The organism is Burkholderia metallica, assembly GCF_902832845.1.
In the GTDB taxonomy this organism is placed as follows: domain Bacteria; phylum Pseudomonadota; class Gammaproteobacteria; order Burkholderiales; family Burkholderiaceae; genus Burkholderia; species Burkholderia metallica.
Genome location: NZ_CADFDB010000003.1, coordinates 282025 through 306073, shown reverse-complemented (window position 1 = coordinate 306073; position 24049 = coordinate 282025). Strand labels below are relative to the sequence as shown.

Sequence of the window (24049 nt, the reverse complement as noted above, 5' to 3'; positions counted from 1 at the left end):
AAGATGAACAGTAAGATTGCAATAATTGGGGTGGCGTGTCGGTTTCCCGGGAGCGCGAACAATCTCGGCGACTTCTGGCAACTGCTGCGCGACGAACGCGACGCAGTCACCGAAATCCCGCCGGACCGCTTCGGCACCGATTTCTACCAGCACCCGTCCAAGCGCGAACCGGGCAAGAGCTACACGTTCTCGGCCGGCGTGCTCGACAACGTCGCCGGCTTCGACGCCGCGTTCTTCGGCATTTCTCCGCGCGAAGCGGCCCAGATGGACCCCCAGCAGCGCCTCTTGCTCGAACTCGCATGGGAAGCCTTCGAGGACGCAGGCGTACGTCCGGCCGACATGCGCGGCAGCAATTGCGGCGTCTATGTCGGCGTCGCGGGCACCGACTACGGCAACCGCAACATGGACGATCTGAACGTGATCGATCCGTATTCGGCGACCGGCAATACGCTGAGCATCGCGTCGAACCGCGTGTCCTACCTGTTCGACCTGCGCGGCCCGAGCATGTCCGTCGACACCGCGTGCTCGTCGTCGCTCGTCGCGCTCCATCAGGCCGTCAAGGCGCTGCAGTCCGGCGAAGCCGACGTGGCGCTCGCCGGCGGCGTCAACCTGTTGCTGCACCCGTTCGGTTTCGTCAGCTTCTCCAAGGCGTCGATGCTGTCGCCGCGCGGCCGTTGCCGTGCGTTCGATGCGACCGGCGACGGCTATGTCCGCTCGGAAGGCGGCGCGTTCGTGCTGCTCAAGCCGCTCGATCGCGCGCTCGCCGACGGCGACACGATCCATGCAGTGATCGCCGGCTCCGGCGTGAACTCGGTCGGCCATTCGCCCGGCGGCATCAGCGTGCCGGGCGCGGCCGCGCAGGCGTCGCTGCTGCGCAGCGTGTACGCGCGCGCGGGCATCGACCCGCAGTCGCTCGCGTATCTCGAGGCGCACGGCACCGGCACCGCGGTCGGCGATCCGATCGAGGCGCGGGCGCTGATCGACGTCGTGTCGGGCGAACGCCCGGCGGATCGTCCTCTGCTCATCGGTTCGGTGAAGACCAACATCGGCCATCTCGAGACGGCATCCGGCATGGCCGGGCTGCTGAAGGCCGTGCTGTGCCTGAAGCATCGCGCGGTACCGCGCTCGCTGCACTTCGTCACGCCCAATCCCGGGATCGATTTCGACGGCGGGCGTTTGCGCGTCGTCGATCGCTACATGCCGCTCGACGCGGGCGACGCGCCGCTGACGGTCGGTGTCAACTCGTTCGGCTTCGGCGGGACGAACGCCCACGTCGTGCTGACGGAGGCGCCGGCTGCAAACGTGGCGCCGAAGGCCGCGCCCGAGCCGGCTCCCGCCCAACTGTCTCCGCTCGTCCTGACCGCGCGCAGCGCGAACGTGCTCGGCGCGCTCGCGGGCCGCTATCTGGCTGCACTCGAGAACGGCGGCGACTGGCAGGCGCTGGCCGCCGCGGCCGCGCGTCGTCGCCAATGGCTCGAGCATCGCGCGATCGTCGCGCCGGCTGACGTGGCCGAAGGGTGCGCGGCGCTGGCGGCGCTGGCCCAGCCGGCGTCGGAAGGGCTGCCGGCGTGCGTGGCGACCGGCCAAGCCCCGTCCGACGCGGTGCGCACCGCGCTCGTCTTCTCGGGCAACGGCTGCCAGTGGGTCGGGATGGGCAACGAGCTTTATGCGGAGAATGCAGTCTTCCGCGCGGCGCTCGACGAGGTCGACGCGCTGTGGTGTGCCGACGGCAGCCCGTCGCTCGTCGACGTGATGCGCGGCGGCCCGGGCGCGGAATGGCTGGCCGGCGCGGGCGCGGAATGGCTGGCCGCGACGGAGAACGCGCAGCCGCTGCTGTTCGCGATCCAGGTCGGCATGGTTCGCGTGATCGACGCGCGCGGGATGCGTTACGACGCGGCCATCGGCCACAGCGTCGGCGAGATCGCCGCGGCGTGGGTGACGGGCGCGCTGTCGCTCGCCGACGCGGTTCGCGTGATCAAGATCCGCAGCCGCGCGCAGGCGATGACGCGCGGCAGCGGCCGGATGGCGGCCGTCGGCATCGGCGATGCAGCGGCGCGCGAACTGATCGCGCGCCACGGGCTGGCGCGGCGCGTCGAGATCGCGGGCATCAACAGCCCCGATGCGGTGACGCTCGCGGGTGAGCTGCAAGGGCTGCAGGCGCTGGAGGCCGCGCTGCGCGGCAGCGGCAAGTTCTTCCAGATGCTGGATCTCGACTACGCGTTCCACAGCAGCCACATGAACCGCATCGAGCCGGTCGTGCTGGCCGAACTGGCGAGCCTGCGGCCGCAGCCGGGCAACGGCACGTTCGTGTCGACGGTGACCGGCGGCGCGCTGGCCGGCACCGAGCTCGATGCCCGCTACTGGTGGCGCAACATTCGCGAACCGGTGCGCTTCGGCGACGGCATCGCGCATCTGATCGAGCAGGGCGTCCGGCTGTTCGTCGAGGTCTCGCCGCATTCGATCCTGCGCAGCTATGTGAAGCAGGCATGCTCGGCAGCCGGCGTGAACGGCGTGGCGCTGCCGACGCTCAAGCGCGATCACGGCAGCGCGGCGATGCTGCGGCAGGCGATTCTCGCGGCGATCGCGCATGGTGCGAGCGTCGATCCCGAGCGCTTCGCGCCGGGCGCATCGCGTGCCGCATTGCCGTCCTATCCGTGGCAGCGCGAGCGCTTCTGGCTGACGCCGACCGTCGAAGGCTACGGCCTCGTCAATCGCCGCCGCGCGCATCCGCTGCTCGGCTATCGCCTGCATGAGCACGCGTTCGCTTGGGAAAACCAGCTCGATCCGGCGAAGCTGCCGATGCTGGCCGATCACGTGGTCGACGGCGGCGTCGCGTTCCCGGGGGCCGGGTACGTGGAAATGGCGCTCGCGGCGGCACGCACCTTCTTCGATACGCCGGATGCGGCGCTCGAAGACGTCGAGATCCGCACGCCGGTGGTATTCCAGCCGCAGCAGGCGAAACTGTTCCGGCTCGTGATCGAGCCGCGCACCGCGACCTTCACGATCGAGACGCGCGACCGGATGTCCGACAGCGCGTGGACGCTGAACGTGACGGGGCGGATGCTGGAAAGCGGCAACACGCTCGGCGACGCGAGCGTCGTGCCGGCCGACGCGCTCGCCCGTCTGCTCGCGCTGCCCGCCGCCGACGGCGACACGCTGTACGCGAACACGGCGGCCATCGGCCTCGGCTACGGGCCGGCGTTCCGCTGGGTCCGCACCGTGCGGGTCGCCGCGGGCGACGGCGAGGCGCTGGCCGACGTCGCCGCGCCGGCCGCGTGCGGCGACGCGCAGGCGATGTCCGCCTATCTGCTGCATCCGGCGCTGATGGACAGCGGGTTTCATCCGCTGTTCGCGTTGCTGGCGGCGCACGCGCGCGAAGGCGAGCATCCGGCCTACGTGCCGGTGCAGATCGGCCGGGTGGACTATCTGCGCGGCGACACGGTCGAGCGGGTGCGCGTGCGGATCGACAGGCACAGCCCGCATTCGATCGTTGCGCATTTCGAATTCCTCGACGCGCGGGGCGCGATCGTCGCGCGGCTCGGCGGCTGCCGGTTCCGGCGCGTCGATCTCGTCGGCCGCCGGCAGAGCCCGCCCGCGCGTTTCGTCTACCACCTTGAAGAAATGCCGCTGCCGGGCGACGTCGACGCAGCCGGTTTGCCGGCGCCCGACGTGCTGCTCGCGCAGGCGGTTGCGCGGCTCGATGCGGCCGGGCACGACGGCCGCCGGACGCAGCATCTGACCGAAATCCTGCCGCTGCTCGACGTGCTGGCGAGCCTCTACGCGCTTCGCGCGTTCGACGCGCTCGGCGCTTTCTCCGGCACGTGGCAGCCGGCGGCCGGGCGCGACGCGCTGGCCGCGCGTCTTGCCGACATGCTGGTCGAGGACGGTCTCGCGCATCGCGATGGCGCGCTGCTCGTGCGCGACGACGCGGCATGTGCGGCGCTGCCGCCGCTCGACGAGCTGTGGCGCGGGCTGCTGGCCGAATCGCCGGGGCACGTGGCGGAGCTGACGTTGCTCGCGCACTGCGGCGCGGCGTTGCCCGACGTGCTGAGCGGGGAGAAGGACGGCGCGCGCCTGCTGTCGCCGACCGGGCACAGTCTCGTCGAACAACTTCTTGCCGCATCGCCGACGTGGCAGCACGTGCACGCGTTGCTGGGCGCAAGCGTCGAGCAGGCCGTCGACGAATGGCAGCCGGCACGCCGGTTGCGCGTGCTCGAACTGGGCGCGACGGACGGCGACGTGCTGCAGACGCTCGGCATGCATCTCGCGGCCGCGCGCTGCGATCACACGATCGCCGCGACGGCCGGCCAGCTGGCCGGGTTCGACACGGATGCGGAAGCGGCGGTGCGCACGGTCGCGCTGCAGTCGGGCGAGCGGCTGTCGCTGGCGGCCGACGACGCCGGCCCGTACGACCTGATCGTCGCGAACCGCGCGTTGAGCGGCCATCGCGACGTGGCCGACGCACTGAATGCGATGCGGTCGTGGCTGGCGCCGGGCGGCTTGTTGCTGCTGGCCGAATCGCGGCGCGGGCGCTTCTCCGACATCGTATCGGGCGCGCAGGCTGCGTCGGCTGAAGCCGATGCGGCTGTGCCGCCGACGCCGGCGGCGCTCGAGTCGGCGCTCGAACGCGCGGGCTACGTCGACGTCGTACGGCACGTCGAGCAGTCGCTCGATCTGGACGGCACGCCGACGCTCGTCATCGCGCGCAACCCCGCGAGCGCCATCGCCGCGCGACGCGACGACGAATCGAACGATCTCGATACGCTGGCGCGCAGCGAGCAATGGCTCGTGATGCACGCACCCGACGCCGCCGGCGGTTTCGGCGGGCAGCTGGCCGATGCGCTGGCGCGCGCGGGCTATCCGGCCGATATCGTCGACGTCACGCACGCGGCCGATGCAATCGCGTCGTTGCCGGCCGGGCAGCCGGCGCATGTCGTGTTCTGCGCGCCGGAAACGCCGCTCGTCGAATCGACGACGGGGGACGACCTGATGGCTGCGCAGCGTAACGGCGTGATCGCGCTGGCGGCGCTCGTGCGTGTGCTCGGTGCACAGCCGAACGCGGCCATGCGGCTGACCGTCGTCACACGCGGCGGCGCGCCGTTCTCCGGGAGCGCGAATGCGCATCCGGAACAGGCGACGCTATGGGGCCTCGGCCGCGTGCTGGCGAACGAGCACCCCGAACTCGCCTGCCGCCTGATCGATGTCGATCGCGCGGCGGACAGCCTCCCCGACGCATTGATTCGCGAGCTGACCGGCGCTGCCGTCGAGGAAGAAGTCATTCTGGGCGCACACGGGCGGCAGGTGCCGCGCATGCTGACCGCCGCACAGGCTGCGGCGCGCAACGACGGTGCGATCGCGCGTGCGGCCGTGCTCGCGTTCGATGCGCCGGGCTCGTTGCGCAATCTCGAATGGTTCGCGTTGCCGGAAAGCGCGCTGGGCGCGGACGAGGTGGAGATCGAGCCCGTTGCGACCGGCCTTAATTTCCGTGACGTGATGTATGCGATGGGGCTGCTGTCCGATGAAGCGGTCGAGACCGGCTTCGCGGGCGCGACGATCGGCATGGAGCTGTCGGGCCGCGTCGTCCGGGTGGGCGACGCCGTGACGGAATTCGCGCCGGGCGATGCGATTCTCGGCTTCGCGCCGGCGTCGTTCGCGACGCGCGTGAGGACGCGCGCGCAGGCGATCGCGCAGAAACCCGAGCGGCTGTCGTTCGAGGAAGCGGCGACGGTGCCGACCACGTTCTTCACCGCGTACTACGCGCTCGTCGAACTCGCGCGGCTGCGTCGCGGCGAGCGCGTGCTCGTGCACGGCGGCGCGGGCGGTGTCGGAATCGCCGCGATCCAGCTCGCGCGCCACTTCGGCGCGGAAGTGTTCGCGACGGCCGGCAGCGACGAGAAGCGCGAGTTCGTGCGCCTGCTCGGCGCGGACCACGTGCTCGATTCGCGCAGCCTCGCGTTCGCGGACGAGATTCGCGCGATGACGGGCGGCGAGGGCGTCGACATCGTGCTGAATTCGCTCGCTGGCGAGGCGATGGTGCGCAGCATCGATACGCTGCGGCCGTTCGGCCGTTTCCTCGAGCTCGGCAAGCGCGACTTCTACGAAAACAGCCATATCGGGCTGCGGCCGTTCCGCAACAACATCAGCTACTTCGGCATCGACGCCGACCAGTTGATGGGGGCGCTCCCGGAGCTGACCGCGCGCCTGTTCGGCGACGTGATGGCGCTGTTCGCAGCCGGCGTGCTGCATCCGCTGCCGTATCGCGCGTTTCCCGCCGAACGGGCGGAGGACGCGTTCCGCTACATGCAGCAGGCGCGCCAGATCGGCAAGGTGCTCGTGACCTATCCGTCCGGCACGCCGGCCCCGACGCGCGGCGTCACGCGCGCGGGTTCGCTCGCGCTCGATCCGCACGGCACGTACCTGGTGGTCGGCGGCACGGGCGGGCTCGGCTTCGCGAGCGCGCGCTGGATGGTCGAGCGCGGCGCCCGCCGGCTGACGCTGGCGAGCCGCTCCGGCGAACTCGCTGCTGCCGCACGCGAGGAAGTCGAGCGCTGGCGCGCGACACTCGGTGTCACGGTCGAGGTCGTGTCGTGCGATGTGACCGACGCGGCGGCGGTTGATGCGATGATCGATGCGATCGTCCGGGGCGACAGCCCATTGAAGGGCGTGCTGCATTCCGCGATGTCGATCGACGACGGCCTCGTGCGCAATCTCGACGATGCGCGCATGGCCGCGGTGCTCGCCCCGAAGGTGGCCGGCGCGTGGAACCTGCATCGCGCGACGCGCGCGTTGCCGCTCGACCTGTTCGTGGTCTATTCGTCGGCGACGACCTATCTCGGCAATCCGGGGCAGTCGAACTACGTCGCGGCCAACAGCTTCCTCGAGGCGCTCGTCGAGCATCGTCGCGCGGCGGGCCTGCCGGGCACGTTCATGGCCTGGGGGCCGCTCGAGGACGTCGGCTTCCTCGCGCGTCACGCGGATACGCGCGAGGCGTTGCAGTCGCGGATCGGCGGCGCATCGATCACGTCCGACGAAGCGATGGTCGCGCTCGAACGCGCGCTGATGGCCGGTGCGGCAGGCGAAGCCGTGGTCCGGCTCGACTGGCACACGGTGGCGCGCGGGATGCCGGCCGCGAAGGCACGCCGGTATGTGCTGCTGCAATCGCATGCGCAGGGCGGCGATGCGCGCGACGGCGGCACGCAACTGCGGGAAGAAGTGCTGGCGCTGCCGCGCGACGAAGCGATCGCATTGGTTGCCCGGACGCTGCAGGCGCAGATCGCGCGGATCCTGCACATGACGCCCGATCGCATCGCGCTCGACAAATCCGTGCTCGACATGGGGATGGATTCGCTGATGGGAATGGAACTCGGCCTCGCGGTCGAGGAAGCATTCGAGGTCAAGCTGTCGGTGATGGCGATTGCCGAGGGCGCATCGGTGACGACGCTGGCCGGACGTATCGTCGATTCGATCGGCGCGTCGGCCGACGCGGACGCCGGCTCCACGACGGATGCCGCGCAGGAGGCCGTCGCGGCGCTCGCCGCGAAGCACGCGATCGACGGCGAAGCGCGCGCGATGCTCGATAGCCGGCACGCGCCCGTGGCGGGCCAGGTGTCGCCGACGCTGGAGGTCGCGCGATGAGCGCGCCGTCCGGCTGGGCATCGCGGCAGGGCACGCTGGCAGGTCCGCTGACGATCGACGGTCACGGGCTGCACACGGGGCGCCGGGTGAGCGTGCGGATCCTGCCCGCGCGTCCGGAAGAGGGCGTGACGGGCATTGCGTTCCGTCGCGTCGCGCAGGGGCGCACGCTCGCGACGCTGCCGGTCGATCCCGCGCTGCGCCGTGCGCAGCCGCTCTGCACGATGCTGCGCAATGCCGACGGCGTCGGCGTTCGCACGATCGAGCATCTGCTCGCGTCGCTGCTCGCGTGCGAGATCGATCACGCGATCGTCGAGATCGATGCCGAGGAAGTGCCGATTCTCGACGGCAGTGCCGCGCCGTGGGTGGACGCGATCCGCGCGTGCGGGCGCGTCGCGCTCGATGCGCCGAAACGTTTCATCCGGGTGCTGCGGCCCGTCGTCGTCACCGACGGCGACGGCGACCAGCGGCGCGAAATGCGGATCGAACCGGCGCCGCGTTACGAACTGAGCGTGCGCAACGACCTGCGCGGCTTCGGCGACATGCATTGGGACGGCGCGCTGACGCCGGCCGCGTTTGCGACCGAAATCGCGCCGTCGCGCTCGTATGGCCGCGTGAAGTGGGCGGTGCCCGCGATCGTCGCCGGCTATCTGCGCGGGGTGCCGATCCTGCGCGGTGCGCGGCCGTCGTGTACGGCGTCCATCGTCGGCAATCGCGTGCTGGGCGGGATGCGGCTGCCGGAAGAGTTCGTCCGGCACCGCGTGCTCGACCTGGTCGGCGATCTCGCGCTGGCCGGCGCGCCGCTCCTGGCGCGCGTGAGCGCGCTGCGGCCGAGCCACGAGATGAACTTCCGGCTGGTGGACGCGCTGCTGGCCGAACCCACCGCGTGGGAGTGGGCCGAGTTTCCCGACGCGTGACACCACGCGTTTTCATGACGCGCGGCGTAACATAGCGTCTTTTCGAGACAGAGCGAAGGAAGCAATGGCACTGGGAGAGCATCTTCGCCAGCAACTGGCGGCGAAAGCGCTGAAACGGCAACTGGGGCGCGCGACCGAGGCGGCCGCGGCACCGGGCGTGCCCGGCACGCCCGCCGCGCAGGGCGCATCGGCGCGCAGCCGCTTCGAATCGATGCCGCAGTATCAGCAGGTGCGGATCATGCGCGAGATGGGCGAGAAGCTGCGCGTCGACTCGCCGTTTTTCCGCGTGCACGACGGCGTGGCCGGTGCGACGACGCTGATCGGCGGCCGCGAGTATCTGAACTTCGCGAACTACAACTACCTCGGTCTTGCCGGCGATCCGGCCGTGTCCTCGCGCGCGAAAGCCGCGATCGACCGCTACGGCACGTCGGCCTCCGCGAGCCGGATGGTCGCGGGCGAGCGTCCGGTGCAGCGCGACCTCGAGCGCGCGCTGGCCGCGTTCTACGAGACCGACGACTGCGTCGCGTTCGTGAGCGGCCACGCGACGAACGTGACGGTGATCGGCGCGCTGTTCGGCCCCGGCGATCTGATCGTCCACGATGCGCTCGCGCACAACAGCATCGTGCAGGGCGCGCAGCTGAGCGGCGCGAAGCGGCTGAGCTTCGCGCACAACGACTGGCAGGCGCTCGACGAACTGCTGTCGCGCGTGCGCCGCGAATACCGGCACGTGCTGATCGCGATCGAAGGGCTGTACAGCATGGACGGCGATTTCCCCGACCTGCAGCGCTTCGTCGACGTGAAGACGCGTCACGGCGCATTCCTGCTGGTCGACGAAGCGCATTCGCTCGGCGTGCTCGGCGCGACCGGCAGGGGCATCCGCGAGCATGGCGGCGTCGCGTCCGACCAGGTCGACATGTGGATGGGCACGATGAGCAAGACGCTGGCGGGCTGCGGCGGCTTCATCGCCGGTTGCCAGCCGCTCGTCGACATGCTGCGTCACCTGGCGCCGGGCTTCCTGTACAGCGTCGGGCTCGCGCCGGCGCTCGCCGAAGCGTCGCTGGCCGCGCTCGAACGCCTGCAGGCGGAGCCGGAGCGTGTCGCGCGACTGCAGGCGCGCGGGCGACAGTTCCTGACCGAAGCGCGCGCCGCCGGGCTGAATACGGGGACGAGCGCCGGGTTCGCAGTCGTGCCGGTGATCACGGGCAGCTCGCTGAAGGCCGCGCAATGGGCCAACGCGATGTTCGACGAAGGGATCAACGTGCAGCCGATCTTCTATCCGGCCGTCGAGGAAAAAGCGGCGCGCCTGCGCTTCTTCATCTGCTCGACGCACGAGCCGGAGCAGATCAGCCGGACGATTGCCGTGTTGTCGCGGCTCGCGGGGCGCGGCGCGTGACGCCGGCCGGTGCGTTCGCGCAAGCGGCGCCGCGCGCCGACGAGCGCGTGCGGTTTCGTGCGGCCGCGGCCGGCGACGCGGCGGCGTGCGCGCCGCTCGTGTTCGCGTCCGGCGTGGCTGAATTCGGGTTCTTTCTCGGTGAAAGCGACACGCGGTGCATCGCCTTCCTGCAGCAGGTGTTCCGGTCGCGTCACGGGCGCTTCTCGTGGCGCCGGCATCGTGTCGCGGTCGCCGACGACGGCGCCGTGCTCGCCGTGATGGCGATTCACGACGGGCGGCAGACGTGGTTCGACGACGTGCATGTCGCGTGGGCGCTGGCGCGCTTCTTCGGCGTGCGCCGCACGATCGGCCAGTTGTTGCGCGGGCTGATCCTCGAAACGGAAATTCCGGCGCCGAAGCGTTCGCAGATTCTCGTCGCGCATTGCGCCACCGACGAGCGGCAGCGCGGCACGGGAATCTTCAGCGCGCTGTTTCGCGACGCGCTGGATACCGGCGCGTTGCCCGCCGACGGCGGCCGCGATGTCGTGCTCGACGTGCTGACCCGCAACGTGCGGGCCCGTGCGCTTTACGAGCGGCTCGGGTTCACCGCGCTGCCGCGGCCCCGCGCGCGTTCGCGCCGGCTGCCCGCTGAACTCGATTCGATCCGGATGCGGTTGTCGTTGTCGCGCGGCGCCTGACGGCGCGTATCCTGCCTGGCGCTCTACTTGGGCCGCGGGCTGAACGGCTGTCGGTGTACGTTGGCATTCTCTGCGGACGTGGTGCCGTTCGCGCGAGTAGTGCACAGACGCGCGCCGGATGACGTTCGATCGCGACGGCGTCAGCCGTCCAACGGCAATTTCCGGATGATCGTGTCGACACACTCCGAGGGGCTTGCCTCGGCCGTTCGGACGTGAACGTCAGGGGACTGCGGTGGTTCATAGGCGGAATCGATGCCGGTAAATTGGCGAATCGCGCCTTGTCTTGCCAACGCGTAGAGTCCCTTCGGGTCGCGAGCCTCTGTGACTTCGAGTGCCGCGTCGACAAAGACCTCGATGAACGCACCGGTTGCAAAGCGCGCACGCGCCTTGGCGCGCGCCTCCTGGAATGGCGAGATTAACGCAGCGATGACGACGAATCCCGCATCCACCAGCAGCCTGGCCACTTCGGCGGTGCGTCGGATATTTTCCCGGCGATCGGCATCGCTGAATCCGAGATCGCGGTTCAGCCCCTCGCGCAGGCGGTCGGCATCCAGCAGATACGTGCGCAGTCCGCGGGCATCGAGTTGTTCCTGCAGCAGAGTCGCCAGCGTCGATTTGCCTGCGCCGGAGATACCGGTCAGCCACACCACGAAGGCTCGATCCTGTTTCACGTCAGAACTGGCGGGATGACCGTTCGTCGGCGTGGCGGGTGACAAATTCTTGAAGTCTTGAGGCATTTCCGATGTGAGGTGCGGACGACCGTGCAGTTACATTCTTGAGTTCGGTTTACTCCTGTGGCGGATTGTAACGCGACGGAAAGTTTGTAATCCCTTCCTTTTTTAACGAATTGCTTCGTGATCGTGTGTCTGGTACCGCCGTCTCGATGCGGTCAACAGTGTCAATGCGCTACTTGTGCCGCGGGCTGAACGGCCGCTGCTGGACATCGGCGCCGTGCGCGACGATCGCCATCCCCTCCGGTACCTCCTCCCATGCGCCCCGCAAGTCGACGAGCGGCTCGGACACGACCATGAACGCGTCGTCGCCGGCTTCGGCGATGCGCGGGTTGTGCGGATACAGCTCGTGCAGGTGCTTGAACGACGTGCTGTGGAACAGCGAGCGCGATTGCCGTTCGCTCGAATAGCGCACCGCGATGATCCGGTCGCCGTCGGTCGCGCAGATCGTCATGTTCAGCGCGTCGGCCACGCGATGCCGCGCGGCGGTTTCCTCGACCACGCCGACCATCCGCTCGAGCGCCGGCAGCGGCGTCTGCTCGAGGCCGTAGGTCAGCGCGAGGCGGAACATCAGTTCGGAGTCGGTCGAGCCTTCGAGCGTCGGGAACAGCGCGGGATCGACTTTCATCGTGAGGTCGCGGCGCAGCTTGTGGAAGTCGCGGATCAGCCCGTTGTGCGCGAACAGCCAGCGGCCGTGGCGGAACGGGTGGCAGTTGGTTTCCTGTACGGGCGTGTCGGTGGCCGCGCGAATGTGCGCGATGAACATGCGCGAACGGATCGCGCGCGCGGCTTCGCGCAGGTTGCGGTCGTTCCATGCGGGATGCACGGAGCGATAGCGGAACGGGAGTTCGTCGGGGTGCCCGTACCAGCCTATGCCGAAGCCGTCGCCGTTGGTGGTCGTCGCGCCCAGCTCCGAATGCAGGCTCTGGTCGATCAGCGAATGCTTCGCGCGGAACAGGACGGTCTCGAGATGAATCGGGTTACCCGTATAGGCGAGCCAGCGGCACATGGAGCGCTCCTTCACGATGGATCGTTCGGAGCATGGTAGCCGACTTCGTCGCGCATTCGCGCCGGGGCGGGCCCGGCTGGCCATTCGGCCAGGGACGCCGACCTATCGTCATACATCGCTGGTCCGCCCGGAGGCGCGATGCGACACGGGCGGACCAGCGGTCATGCGTTCCATGCGGCCGGGCGCCGCCACCTGACGGCAGCGCCGCGGCCGTCCAGGCTCACTCGCCGAGCGCGTCCATCACGCGCGCCGAATAGACGAGCGCCGCGCCCGCGTTCAGCGCAATCGCGACGCCGAGCGCTTCCGCCACTTCCTCCTTGGTTGCGCCATGCTTGGCCGCTTCCGCGGTGTGCACGGCGATACAGCCGTCGCAGCGCGTCGTGACGGCGACCGCGAGCGCGATCAGCTCGCGCGTCTTCGCGTCGAGATGGCCCGTCTTGGCGCCGGCGCCGGACAGCGCCTTGTAGCCGGCCAGCGTATCGGGCGACAGCTTGGCGATGTCGCCGATGCGCGTCGTGAGTTCCTTCCGGTATTCGTTCCAGTTCAGCATGATGCATCCTTTCGAGAAGAGGTGACGAGAGCGGCGGGCGCCGCGCTATCGGGCGATGCAGGACCATTCTGATCGTTCGCGCTGAGGGTTTCGATACGCTACAGTGTCAATTTTTAGCGCGATCGTCTCATGGATGCTCTGAGTCAACTGCTGTCGCTGGGCCGCAGCCATGTCGAGCTCGACGTGCGCTGCCTGCTCGACGGGCCGTTCGCGATGCCGCACGACCCGCTGCCGCCCGGCGAAGCGGTGTTTCATCTCGTGCTGGCCGGAACGTGCCGGTTGCGTACCGCGGACGGGCGCACGCTGCAGCTCGCCGACGGCGATTTCGTGCTGCTGCCCGCCGGTGGCGCGCACGACCTGCTCGACGCGGGCGCCGGCCGGTCGCGACCGGCCGCGGCGCTGCGCGAACGGGGCGCGGGCGGCGGCGCGGTGCTGCCGGTCATGTCGAATCTCGATCCGGCCGAACCGGACGGCGCGAGCGTGGACCTGCTGTGCGGGCGGTTCGTCTATGCGCGCGGCGCGGGCGAGCTGCTGATGCGCACGCTGCCGCACGTGCTGCATGTCGGGTTGCGCGAGGCATCGGGGTTCGCGCCGCTGCAACTACTGACGAGCGTGCTGCGCGCCGAGGCGTCGAACGCGCAGCCGGGCGCGGGTGCGATCGTGAATGCGCTCGGCCAGGCGCTGCTCGCGTATGCGTTGCGCGCATACGGCCGCGGCGCGCGCGTGCCGTCCGGCTGGCTCGCGCTGGCAGCCGACGCGCGGCTCGGCCCGTCGGTCCAGGCCGTGCTGCAGGCGCCCGAGAAACCGTGGACGGTCGAGTCGCTCGGCGACGCAGCCGCGATGTCGCGTGCGACGTACGCGCGGCATTTCCGCGAGCGGGCCGGGATGAGTGTCGGCGCGTTCGTCGCGCAGATCCGGATGATGCATGCGTGCGCGCTGCTGCAGGACACGCAGCGCGGGCAGGCGGAGATCGGGCAGGCGGTCGGCTACCAGTCCGAGGCCGCGTTCGGCAAGGCGTTTCGCGCGGTGCTCGGCACGACGCCGGGCCGCTGGCGACGGGCGCAGCGCGAACCGTAAGACTGCAAGCAAGCGGTCTTGCCGCGTACCAAAGCTGCTACCATGCGCGACACGCAGTTCAACGAAAATGATTTCGAACAAGAAGAAAGAGAGGGCAAAGCAATGAACCAGACCACCATCCAGCAACCGTCGTTCGCGTTCGTGGCCGCGTCGTGGGCCGCACTGCTCGCCGGTTTCGCGGCATTCCTGATCGGGCTCTGGAACGCCGGCATGCAGCTCAACGAGAAGGGCTACTACTTCACCGTGCTGGCGTTCGGCCTCTATGCGGCGATCTCGCTGCAGAAGAGCGTTCGCGACCGCGCGGAAGGCATTCCCGTCACCGGCATCTACTACGGCCTCAGCTGGATCGCGCTGCTGCTGTCGATCGCGCTGCTGGTCGTCGGTCTCTTCAACGCGACGCTGCAATTGAGCGAGAAGGGCTTCTACGCGATGTCGTTCGTGCTCGCGCTATTCGGTGCGGTCGCCGTGCAGAAGAATACGCGTGACCTGCAGAACGCGAAGCCGCGCTATACCGACGCCGATTCGGCGCCGTCCGTCCAGGAGTGACGCCACGCGAAGCGGGCGCGTTGCAGCGCTGCCCGTTTCGCGACGACGACGCGCGGGCGACCTGCAATCGTTGCAGTGCGGCGGGTTTCTCGCCCATTCGTTTCATCCGCGCCGGTGCGCATGACGAGGGTGATATTCCGGATGCCTGACTGCGCGGAAACCACGCGGCGCACCTGCGCGCAGCGCGTACGAGGGCGGCGAACGCCGTGCTCGTGCGGGAGACGGACGACCGGCGCGGCGGCGGAGGGCGCACAGGCCGTCGACGGTCTGAAGCGCGTCGTATCGGCGCTGTCGAAGCAGACCGTGCGGCCCGCGTCACTCGCGCAATGGATCATCGCGCACGACGGCCTGCCGGCCTATACGTGCGCGGAGATTGCCGCGCTGGGCGCCCGCCCGGTCGACTTCGTCGAGATCGGCGTGAGCACCGGCAATTACGACGCAAAGAACGACGCGTTTCGGCGCGACGTGTTCGTGCAATTCCCTCCGAGCCGCTCGACGACAATCCGTACGCGGGATAGGGTGGCGTGCTGCGGGACGCGAGCGTGCGCGGACGCATCGTTCGATGCCGTGTGACCCTCTTCCGGGAGAAAGAGCGTGAGAGTCGATTTCAAACCGCGGGTGCTGCATCGGGCCGTGCTTGCCATGGTGCTTTCGATGCTGGCGGCCGGCGCGTGCGCGCAGACGGCACCCGCTGCGCCGGGCGTCATTGCGGTCGGGAACGAGCCGGCCGGCATCGCGTTCGGGCCGGACGGCAAGCGGCTGTATGTCGCCAGCAACGGCGACAACACCGTCGCGGTGATCGACGTTGCGGCCGGGCAGCGCATGCGTGACCTTGGCGAGCGACCGGCGAAGGTTGCGAAGGATGGCTGTCCCGACAACTTCTGCCGCGGGATGGGAGCGACGGGTATTGCGATCGCGGCCGACGAGCGTCATGCGTATGTCAGCTCGATGCGTCCCGATTCGCTGGCGAAGCTCGACCTCGACAGCGGGCAGATCGACAGCGTCGCGAAGGTGCAGCGCTTTCCGCAGGCTGTCGCGGTGTCGCCGGACGGCGCGCGCGCCTACGTGCTGAACGTGGTGGCCAACTCGGTATCCGTCATCGATCTCGCGACGTTCCGCACGGTCGGCAAGCCGATTGCGCTGAACGGCGGCAGCGCCGGCAACCAACCGTTCGGCCGCCCGGCTGCGCTTGCGCTGTCGGCGGACGGGCGGCGCCTGTTCGTCACGAACGGCGTGGCGGGCGGCATCGACGCATTCGATACGCAGACGCGCGCGCAGGTCGGCACGATTGCCGATGCCGACGCGTTCGACGTGGCGGTCGAACCGGGCTCCGGCGAACTGGTTGCGCTGTTTCGCGACGGCATCGCGATCTACGATGCGAACACGCTGAAGCCGCGCCAGGCCGCGCAGTATTGCCGTGCGCTGACGAGCTACCGCTTCGCGTTCAGTCCGGACGGTCATCTGATCGCGTTCAGCTTGCCGCAGGAGAACACGGTGCTGGTCGTCGATCGCACGACGGGCCTGCTGCGTGCCGCCTATCGCACCGGCGAATGGCCGCTTGCGCTGGCGTTCAATCCGGACGGCAGCCGGCTCGCGGTGCTCAATGCGAGCCAGGCCGGCAGCGTGTCGCTGTTCGATATACGCGACCCGGGGCGGCTCACCGACTATGTGGCCGCCAGTGGCGAGCTGTTTTGCCGGCCGGCCGAGCAGGCCGCGGCGCAATGAATGACGGGAGTCGGCCGGCTTGCCCGCGCAATGCGCATGCCGGCAACCGGCGCACATGGAATGGCGAGGAGACAAAGATGATCCGGAATGCAAACGGGTTCGGCGTGCGTATCGCAGCCTGCGCGGCCGTGGCCGTGCTGCTGAGCGCGTGCGGTAACTTTCCGCAGGCAGGCGGGCCGTCGCTCGAGTGGGTGGCTGGCACACCCGGTTCGGAAGGCAATCTCGACGGTGCCGGTACGAGCGCCCGCTTTGCCGGCGGCCTGCGGCTGCATGCCGACCGGGACGGCGGCGTGCTCGTGGCGGACAAGTACGCGTCGACCGTGCGACATATCGATACGCAAGGCCATGTGACGACGCTGGCCGGTCGCAGCGGCGTGCGCGCGTACCAGGACGGCGTGTCTGGCGCCGCGCGCTTCGACCAGCCCGGCGATGCCGTGCACGCGCCGGACGGCACCGTCTATGTGGCCGACACCGGCAACTCGCTGGTGCGCGCGATCCGGCCTGACGGCACCGTCGCGACGATCGCCGGCGTGCCGGGCCAGTCGGGCGACGCGGATGGCCCGCGCGGCGTCGGTCAGCTCGATCACCCGGATGTCATCGCGCTGGACGGGCAGGGCCGGCTCTGGACGCTCGAACAGTATTCGGGGCATTTGCGCATCGTCGGCGCCGACGGATCGGTGGCGACGTGGAAGCAGCCCGACGGCGATTGCACGCCATCGGGGATCCGCGCGATCGCGGCGAGCCCGGACGGTGCGATCTGGATCACCGACGGCAAGGCGTTCGGCCATGTGACGCCGAGCGGCTACTCGCCGTCGTCCTCGTGCAAGACCGCCGATGCGCGGGATGATGCGTCGTCGGCGGTGCCGGTTCGCATGCCGCCGGAGCCGGGTCCGGTCGCGGCACTGGCCGCAAGCGTGCCGTTCATCGGCATGGCGCCGGCGAGCGAAAATGACAAGCAGCCCGAATCAAGCGATACGCGCGACGATCCCGATTACATCGCGCTGGCGTTCGATGGCGCGGGGCAGATGATCGCGGCCACGGCGCGGTCGATCTCGGCGATCGGTGCCGACGGCAAGCCGGGCGCGACCGTGCGCATCGCGCAGCCTGCGTTGCAGCGCGGACGCTCGGATGATCGCGACCTGACGTCGCTGGCGATCGACGGATCGGGCCGCTGGCTGGTCACGACGGGCAGCGGCGAGGTCGTGCTGCAGGCGGCGCCGGACGGCCGCCTGCTCGCCTACGCCGGTGTGAGCAACCGCGGCGATGCGCTGCTGGTGACCGGCACCGCCGACGCGAAGCGCGTGCGGTTGCCGGGGTCGGTCGACGACGATTTCGCGGTGGCCGCCGACGGCACGATCTACTACGTCGACCGGCTAGACGATGCGATCTACCGGATTGCGCCCGACGGCAAGAGCGAGCTGTGGGCCGGCGCGCCGGACGTCAAGGGGCGCAACGACGGGCCGCGCCTGACCGCGCGCTTTCGCTATCCGTCGGGGCTTGCGCTGGACGCGGCGGGCAACCTCTATGTCGCCGACAGCGGCAATGCGCTGATCCGGCGTATCGATTCGCGCGGCGACGTGCAGACGGTGAGCGGTAAGGTCAGCGACGAGACGCGGGTCGACGGCGCGTTTGCGCAGGCAACGTTCTGGCGGCCGCGTTACCTGCGCTTCGATCGCGATGGCCGGCTGTACGTACTCGACGACAGCCCTTACGTGGCCGGCCACGGCGCGAGTATCCGCCGGCTCGACTTCTCGACGGGAACGGTCGCGACGGTGGCGCGCGAGGCGCAGCAATACAAGATTTCGCGCGAAGACGTCGAACGCTTCGTCGCAAGCGGGCGACGGCCGGGCAGCTACGAGGATCTGGCGATCGGCCCGCAAGGACAGCTCTACGTACTGAGTCGCGACGTGATCTGGCAGATCGACCCCGCGACCGGCACCCACCGCATCCATTTCCTGCCCGGGCCGTGGCCGGCTGCGGAGCACGCGTACTACGGCGCGCTGGCGAATGCGAAGTCGCGCGACGAGGAAGACCGGCTGACGAACAACCTGATCAGTTGCGACTGGACGTGGTGCATGCCCGACCGGATCGCGGCCGATGCGAGCGGCAACGTGTACGTGAGCGACAGCGGAAACCATACCGTGCTGCGGATCGACGCGAAGGGCGACGCGGCGGTGATCGCCGGGCAACTCGGATCACGCGGCAATCGACCGGGCGCATTGCCGGGGTCGCTGAATCGTCCGGCGGGGATGGTCGTCGCGCCGAACGGCGATCTGTTCGTGGAAGTCGGCGACGAGGGGATCATGCGATTGCGCGCACCGGGCGCTGCCGCGGCGCAGGTGCCGGTTGCGGCGGCGACATTGGAGAAGGCCGTGGAGGCCAGCGTGCGACAGCCGTGACGGACGACGCGATCGATGCTTGCCGGTGCGGTCAGGCTGCGCCGGCGAGTGTCGTCGCAGTCGGGTGTGACGTCGATCGGCATGCGGTGCGTTTGCATCGGGGCAGCGGTCGCCGGCAGAGAGGGGCGCGTTGCTCGACAATGCGACAGACGCAAAAAAGCCTCCACTTGGGAGGCTTTAATTGCACTATCGAAGATAGTTGGTAGGGTGGGAGGGACTCGAACCCTCGACTCTCTGATTAAAAGTCAGATACTCTAACCAACTGAGTTACCACCCCACGTTCTTGAAACCTGTTGGCTCGTTGCTTCAACAACTTTTGCAACGACCCAAAGAGCAAAAGATTATAGCGACGGGTTATCAGGCTGTCAACAACCCGTCACGATAATTATTTGATCGTTTCAAGCTTGCCCTGCGCCGTCTGCGCCGCGTTCGACCCGGCGTACTGCGAAACGACCTGCTCGAACGTCTTCTTCGCGGCCGCCTTCTGGCCTTGCTCGAGCTGGTTCGTGCCGATTGCCACGAGTGCGTCGGCTGCGCGCGGATGCTGCGGGAACTTGCTGACGATCCCTTGCCACGTTGCCGTCGAACCGCGGTAATCGCGCAGCGCGTATTGCGCATTGCCGTACCAGTACTGCGCGGTCGGCTGGTAAGGGCTCTGCGGATACTTCGAGATGAACGCGCGGAACGAAGCCGCGGCTGCCTTGAAGTTGCCGTTGCGGAACTGCTGTTGCGCCGCGTTGAGCGCATCCGTTTCACCCGGCTGCACGGTGCCTTCGACACCATCGATCGTCGCCTGCTGCGGCTCGAACTTCTTGAGTCGCGTGTCGAGATCCTGGTAGTACTCCTTCTGCTGCCGTTCGAGCGTCGTCAGCCGGTTCGTCAGGTCCTCGTTCTCGCCGCGCAGCGTCGCGACCTGCTGGTTCAGCTGGTCGATACGGCCGGATTGATCGAGGATCGTACGCTGGGCGGCGGACAACTGGCTCGCCAGGTTGTCGGTTTTACTGCGCAGATCGAGCACGGCGCGGCGCGCTTCGTTGTCGTCGAACACGCCGGCGTGCGCCGGCGCGGCCGACCACGCCGCGCCGGCGACGCAGAATGCTGCGGCAACGCGCAGCCAGGTTACACGGTGCGTCATACGGCGATTCTTCCGTTACTTACTGTTGGTAGACGAGGTCGGCGCGACGGTTCTGCGCCCACGATGCTTCGTCGTGACCCGTTGCCTGCGGCTTTTCCTTGCCGAGGCTCACGGCTTCCATCTGCGAGTCGTTCACGCCGAGCAGTGCCATCGCACGACGCACGGCTTCCGCACGCTTCTGGCCCAGCGCGAGGTTGTACTCGCTCGTGCCGCGTTCGTCGGTGTTGCCCTGGATCAGCACGTGGCGCTGCGGGTGGCTCTTCAGGTACTGAGCGTGCTGCTGCATCAGCGGCTGGTACTCGTCCTTCACCGAATAGCTGTCGAAGTCGAAGTAGATGCTGCGCTTCGCGAGCGGGCTGTTCGGGTCGTTCAGCGGATCGACGTTCACTTGCGCGACGTTGTCGGCGCTCGGCTGCGTGCTGACCGCGCCCGCGTTGTTTGCCTTGTCGTCGAGCTTCACGCCCGACTTGCACGCTGCGAGCGCGCTGATCATCATCACGGCCAGGGCCAGACGAGCTTTATTCGACATCATGGTTACTCTCCTTGTGGTCATTGCATGAAGGGCCCCCACGACGGCTCACGTACGGAGCCGCCCTGGACGGACAGGATCTGCGGCGGCGCGCTGCCGTCGGAGGGCACTGCTGCCAGAACATTGCGACCACCCGACTGGGTGGCGTACAGAAGGTACTGGCCGTTTGCCGCGAAGCTCGGCGATTCGTCGCGATTCGTATTCGTGATGGCGTTCGCCGCGCCGGTCTGCAGATCCTGAACGTACAGCTTGAAGCCCCCGCCCGTGCGGGAGATGTAAGCGAGCAGCTTGCCGTCCGGGCTGATACGCGGACTCGTGTTGTAGCTGCCGGTGAAGGTCACGCGCTGCGCGGCACCGGCGCTTTCACCCTGTGCGGGCATCCGGTAGATCTGCGGCGCGCCGCCGCGATCGCTCGTGAAGTAGATCCAGCGACCGTCCGGCGAGTAGAACGGCTCGGTGTCGATCGAGCTGCTCTGCGTGAGGCGGCGCAGGCCGCCGCCCGTCGAGTTGACCGTATAGATTTGCGTATTGCCCGTGAGCGACAGCGCGACGGCCAGCGTGTTGCTGTCCGGCGACCATGCCGGTGCGCTGTTGTTGCCCTTCTGGTCGGAGACGATGTAGCGGCGGCCGGTCGGCAGGTCGTGGATGTAGACGATCGGCTTCTTGCGCTCGAACGACACGTACGCGACCTTCGTGCCGCTCGGCGACCAGGACGGCGAGATGATCGGCTCCGTGCTCGACAGCGCGATGCGCGCGTTCTGGCCGTCCGAATCCGAAATCTGCAGCTGGTAGCGGTTGCCGGTCTTAATCACGTACGACAGGCGCGTGGCGAACACGCCGCGCACGCCGAGCAGCTTCTGGTAGATGTAGTCGGCGATCTTGTGGCCGGCCGTGCGCAGCGTGGTGTCGGTGGCCGTCAGCGACAGGCCGCCGAGGCTTTGCTGCTTCACGGTGTCGTACAGGATGAAGTTGACCTTGTACTGGCCGTTCGCCTCGCGGTTCACGCTGCCGGCGACGAACGCATTCGCGCCCTTGGCCTTCCACGCACCGAGATCGACCGATGCCGTTTCCGGCACGGGCGTGCTGCCTGCGTCGATGTTGGTGAATTTGCCGCTGCGGGCGAGGTCGGCACGGACGATCGACGTGACCTGCTGCGGCAGGTTCGCCTCGTTCGCGAAATTCGCGGTGGCGATGGGGAACTGGGTCGAGCCGACCCCGGTGATCAGCACGTTGACCTGAGCGTTAGCGGCGCTGCCCGCCGTAATCAGACACGAGGCCACGAGTGCCCTGAAACCTAGCTTTGTCATCAAACTCATGCTTCTTGCTTCCCGTATGGCTTGGATCGCTGCGCAACGGCAGAGACAGTAAAAATACCCGATTCGTTCCCGTCCGACCGCGACGCCCGGAGTGTAAGCGCATTTCCTTTCACTCCGCCGCCTTGAAGGTAATCGTAATGTCAGACGGGGTACGACCGTTAGAATCGGGCGGCAACGGGACCGATGCGTGGATCGCATTGACCACGGCTTGATCCCACCCCGAATTCCCGCTGGAACGGGAAACCGATGCGCTCAATACGTCACCGGACGGCGTGCACCGAATCTTGACGACGGTGGTCAGGCCTGCCCGCTCGCCGCCCCAAACGATGTTCGGTTTGACGCGGCGGCGCACCTTGTCGGCATAGCCGGGCGTCGCGGCATGGCCGCCGGAGCCCGTGCCCGTGCCGCTTTTCGCGAGGCCTTCGCCGCCGCCTTCGCCGGCGCCGGACAGGCCCTGCATCTGGGCGAGACGCGCGCTGCGCTCGCGGTCGAGCTTCGCGTTCGCCGCCGCGGTGGCCTTCGCGCGCGCCGCGGCTTCGGCCTTCGCCTTGGCCTGCGCTTCCGCCTTCGCCTTCGCGGCCGCGTCGGCCTTCGCCTTCGCCGCCTGCTGCGCTTCGAGCTGCGCCTGCTTCTGCTGCTGGAGTTTCTGCTGTTCGAGCTTCTGCTGCTCCGCGAGCTGCTGTTGCTTGAGCTTGTCGGCCTGCTTCTGCTTGTCGCGTTCCGCGGCCTTCTGCGCGGCGAGGGCGGCTGCCTGCTGCGCCGCGAGTTGCGCACGCCGGGCTTCCTCTTCCTGCTGGGCCTTCAGTTGCTGTGCGCGGCGCTGCTGTTCGAGCAGCGCTTCACGCGCGGCCGCTTCCTGCTGCCGCTTCTTCTGCTGCAGCGCGATGTCGGCCTGCTCGTCGCGCACCGGGGGAGGCGGCGGCGCGACCTTCACGGGCGGCGTGGGCGTGACGACGGGCCGCGGCACGGCGACGTCGGGCACCTCGGTCCACAGCTCGGCTTCGGCGCCGGCCGGCGTGCTGTTCTGCCACTGCACGCCGTGATAGAGAAACAGCGCGAGCAGCACGTGCATCAGCGCGGCGAGCGCGAATGCGCGCCCGGTGCCGCGCTCGCGGGGAGGGCGAGGCGGGTAGGCGGTACTGCGCGAGGATTGCTGCCGGTTCATTGCGATTTGACGAGGAGGCCGACGCGCTTGACGCCGCGCGCCTTCAGATCGGACATCACGGTCATGACGGCATCGTACTGCACGGTCTTGTCGGCTGCGATCACGACCGGCTGGTCGGGGTGATCGGCCTGCCGGGCCGAGATGAAGCTGTCGAGCTCGGCCTTCGTCATCGTGTCTTCCTGCGTCGCGCCCGAGTCGCCCTTGTACTTGACGCTCATCGTGCGGTCGGCCTTGATGTTGACGACGACGGGCGGCGTCTGCTCCTGCGGCGCGGCGTTGCCGACGGTCGGCAGGTTGATGATCGACGGGGCGACGAGCGGTGCGGTGACCATGAAGATCACGAGCAGCACCAGCATCACGTCGATGTACGGCACGACGTTGATGTCGGCCATTGCGCGGCGCGAGCGGCCGCCGCGCATGCTGGATCGGATGGGGCTTCCTGCCATGGCGCGCTCCTTACTGGGCCTGACGCTGCAGGATGTTCGAGAACTCTTCGATGAAGGTCTCGAAGCGGATCGCGAGGCGGTCGATGTCGTGCGCGTAACGGTTGTACGCGACCACCGCCGGGATCGCGGCGAACAGGCCGATCGCGGTGGCGACGAGCGCCTCGGCGATGCCCGGCGCGACGTTCGCGAGCGTGGCCTGCTGCACGTTCGCGAGGCCGCGGAACGAGTTCATGATCCCCCAGACCGTGCCGAACAGACCGATGTACGGGCTGACCGAGCCGACCGATGCGAGGAACGCGAGGTTTGCTTCGAGCACGTCCATTTCACGCTGGAACGACGCGCGCATCGCGCGGCGTGCGCCGTCGAGCACGAGGCCCGGATCGCTGAGGCGCTTTTCCTTCGCTTTCAGGAACTCGCGCATGCCCGATTCGAAGATCCGCTCGAGCGCGCCGATCGTGTGGCGGTTGTTCGCTGCGCTCTGGTACAGCGCCTGCAGGTCGCCGCCCGACCAGAAATCCTTCTCGAAGCGTTCGGTCTGCGCGCGTGCGCGGCGGATCGCGAACCACTTGCGGAAGATGAATGTCCACGACATCAGCGACAGCAGCAGCAGCAGCCCCATCACGGCCTGGGCCAGCACGCTCGCGTTGAGGACGAGGGAAATGATCGACAGGTCTTGAGAAGTATTCATAGAGGTTTGAGTAACGTCCCTTCGGGGCGCCGGGTATGCGTGCGGCGCGGCGCGCCGGCCATGCCTGGCGCCGAACCTTGCTTAGTATCGAATCAGAAAGGCAAGTTCATAGGC

Annotated in this window: 18 protein-coding genes and 1 tRNA gene; 9 read left to right on the top strand and 10 right to left on the bottom strand. The window is 68.6% G+C overall.

What is annotated here, in order from left to right; translation table 11 throughout:
• Positions 1-3: 3 nt before the first annotated feature.
• The 4 genes from HWX08_RS11550 to HWX08_RS11535 all read left to right on the top strand — a co-directional run bounded on the left by HWX08_RS11550 (position 4) and on the right by HWX08_RS11535 (position 10619).
• Positions 4-7635: a type I polyketide synthase gene (locus HWX08_RS11550; protein WP_174919625.1), complete on the top strand. Its 7632-nt coding sequence runs from the start codon at positions 4-6 to the stop codon at positions 7633-7635.
• Complete coding sequence (locus HWX08_RS11545; RefSeq protein ID WP_174919623.1) at positions 7632-8549, top strand: UDP-3-O-acyl N-acetylglycosamine deacetylase; 918 nt, start codon at positions 7632-7634, stop codon at positions 8547-8549. The genes HWX08_RS11550 and HWX08_RS11545 overlap by 4 nt, the downstream gene beginning before the upstream one ends.
• 64 nt (positions 8550-8613) lie before the next feature.
• Positions 8614-9942 carry an aminotransferase class I/II-fold pyridoxal phosphate-dependent enzyme gene (locus HWX08_RS11540; RefSeq protein ID WP_174919619.1) on the top strand — a complete coding sequence of 443 codons (1329 nt, stop codon included), beginning with the start codon at positions 8614-8616 and terminating at the stop codon, positions 9940-9942.
• Entirely contained in the window at positions 9939-10619 is a 681-nt protein-coding gene (locus HWX08_RS11535) for a GNAT family N-acetyltransferase (RefSeq protein WP_174919617.1), read from the top strand. Before HWX08_RS11540 ends, HWX08_RS11535 begins: the two co-directional genes overlap by 4 nt.
• Positions 10620-10759: 140 nt before the next feature.
• Here HWX08_RS11535 and cysC read toward each other — a convergent pair whose 3' ends face one another.
• The 3 genes from cysC to HWX08_RS11520 form a co-directional block, all read right to left on the bottom strand.
• Positions 10760-11356 (bottom strand): adenylyl-sulfate kinase, encoded by a 597-nt coding sequence (cysC, locus tag HWX08_RS11530; protein ID WP_174919615.1) that lies wholly within the window; start codon positions 11354-11356, stop codon positions 10760-10762.
• Between the two features lie 169 nt (positions 11357-11525).
• Positions 11526-12359, bottom strand: coding sequence for a class II glutamine amidotransferase (locus HWX08_RS11525; RefSeq protein ID WP_107312469.1), 834 nt, complete (start codon positions 12357-12359; stop codon positions 11526-11528).
• A gap of 220 nt (positions 12360-12579) precedes the next feature.
• Positions 12580-12909, bottom strand: a complete 330-nt coding sequence (locus tag HWX08_RS11520) for a carboxymuconolactone decarboxylase family protein (protein WP_044844086.1) — start codon at positions 12907-12909, stop codon at positions 12580-12582.
• Positions 12910-13038: 129 nt separating this feature from the next.
• On the opposite strand from HWX08_RS11520, the gene HWX08_RS11515 reads away from it, so the two are divergent.
• The 5 genes from HWX08_RS11515 (at position 13039) to HWX08_RS11495 (ending at position 18656) form a co-directional block, all read left to right on the top strand.
• Entirely contained in the window at positions 13039-13986 is a 948-nt protein-coding gene (locus tag HWX08_RS11515) for a cupin domain-containing protein (protein ID WP_174919614.1), read from the top strand.
• Positions 13987-14088: 102 nt separating this feature from the next.
• The gene (gene yiaA / locus HWX08_RS11510; RefSeq protein ID WP_174919612.1) at positions 14089-14532 is read left to right on the top strand and encodes an inner membrane protein YiaA; all 444 of its coding nucleotides are present in this window, start codon (positions 14089-14091) and stop codon (positions 14530-14532) included.
• 120 nt (positions 14533-14652) lie between these two features.
• Positions 14653-15105: a hypothetical protein gene (locus HWX08_RS11505; protein WP_174919610.1), complete on the top strand. Its 453-nt coding sequence runs from the start codon at positions 14653-14655 to the stop codon at positions 15103-15105.
• A gap of 69 nt (positions 15106-15174) precedes the next feature.
• Complete coding sequence (locus tag HWX08_RS11500) at positions 15175-16257, top strand: beta-propeller fold lactonase family protein (protein ID WP_174919608.1); 1083 nt, start codon at positions 15175-15177, stop codon at positions 16255-16257.
• A gap of 77 nt (positions 16258-16334) precedes the next feature.
• A complete protein-coding gene (locus tag HWX08_RS11495; protein WP_174919607.1) occupies positions 16335-18656 on the top strand; it encodes an NHL repeat-containing protein in 2322 nt (773 codons plus the stop codon).
• A 200-nt stretch (positions 18657-18856) separates the two neighbouring features.
• On the opposite strand, the gene HWX08_RS11490 is transcribed toward HWX08_RS11495, so the two are convergent.
• The 7 genes from HWX08_RS11490 to tolQ form a co-directional block, all read right to left on the bottom strand.
• Positions 18857-18933 (bottom strand) — tRNA-Lys (locus HWX08_RS11490).
• 108 nt (positions 18934-19041) lie between these two features.
• Positions 19042-19791: a tol-pal system protein YbgF gene (ybgF, locus tag HWX08_RS11485; RefSeq protein ID WP_107312465.1), complete on the bottom strand. Its 750-nt coding sequence runs from the start codon at positions 19789-19791 to the stop codon at positions 19042-19044.
• A 19-nt stretch (positions 19792-19810) separates the two neighbouring features.
• Positions 19811-20323 carry a peptidoglycan-associated lipoprotein Pal gene (gene pal / locus HWX08_RS11480; protein ID WP_006484980.1) on the bottom strand — a complete coding sequence of 171 codons (513 nt, stop codon included), beginning with the start codon at positions 20321-20323 and terminating at the stop codon, positions 19811-19813.
• Between the two features lie 17 nt (positions 20324-20340).
• A complete protein-coding gene (tolB, locus tag HWX08_RS11475; RefSeq protein WP_069255880.1) occupies positions 20341-21636 on the bottom strand; it encodes a Tol-Pal system beta propeller repeat protein TolB in 1296 nt (431 codons plus the stop codon).
• Between the two features lie 109 nt (positions 21637-21745).
• On the bottom strand, positions 21746-22801 hold the full coding sequence (gene tolA / locus HWX08_RS11470; RefSeq protein WP_174919605.1) for a cell envelope integrity protein TolA: 1056 nt from the start codon (positions 22799-22801) through the stop codon (positions 21746-21748).
• Positions 22798-23247 carry a protein TolR gene (gene tolR, locus HWX08_RS11465; protein WP_006484943.1) on the bottom strand — a complete coding sequence of 150 codons (450 nt, stop codon included), beginning with the start codon at positions 23245-23247 and terminating at the stop codon, positions 22798-22800. Before tolR ends, tolA begins: the two co-directional genes overlap by 4 nt.
• A 10-nt stretch (positions 23248-23257) precedes the next feature.
• A complete protein-coding gene (gene tolQ / locus HWX08_RS11460; protein WP_006484959.1) occupies positions 23258-23935 on the bottom strand; it encodes a protein TolQ in 678 nt (225 codons plus the stop codon).
• Positions 23936-24049: the final 114 nt, after the last annotated feature.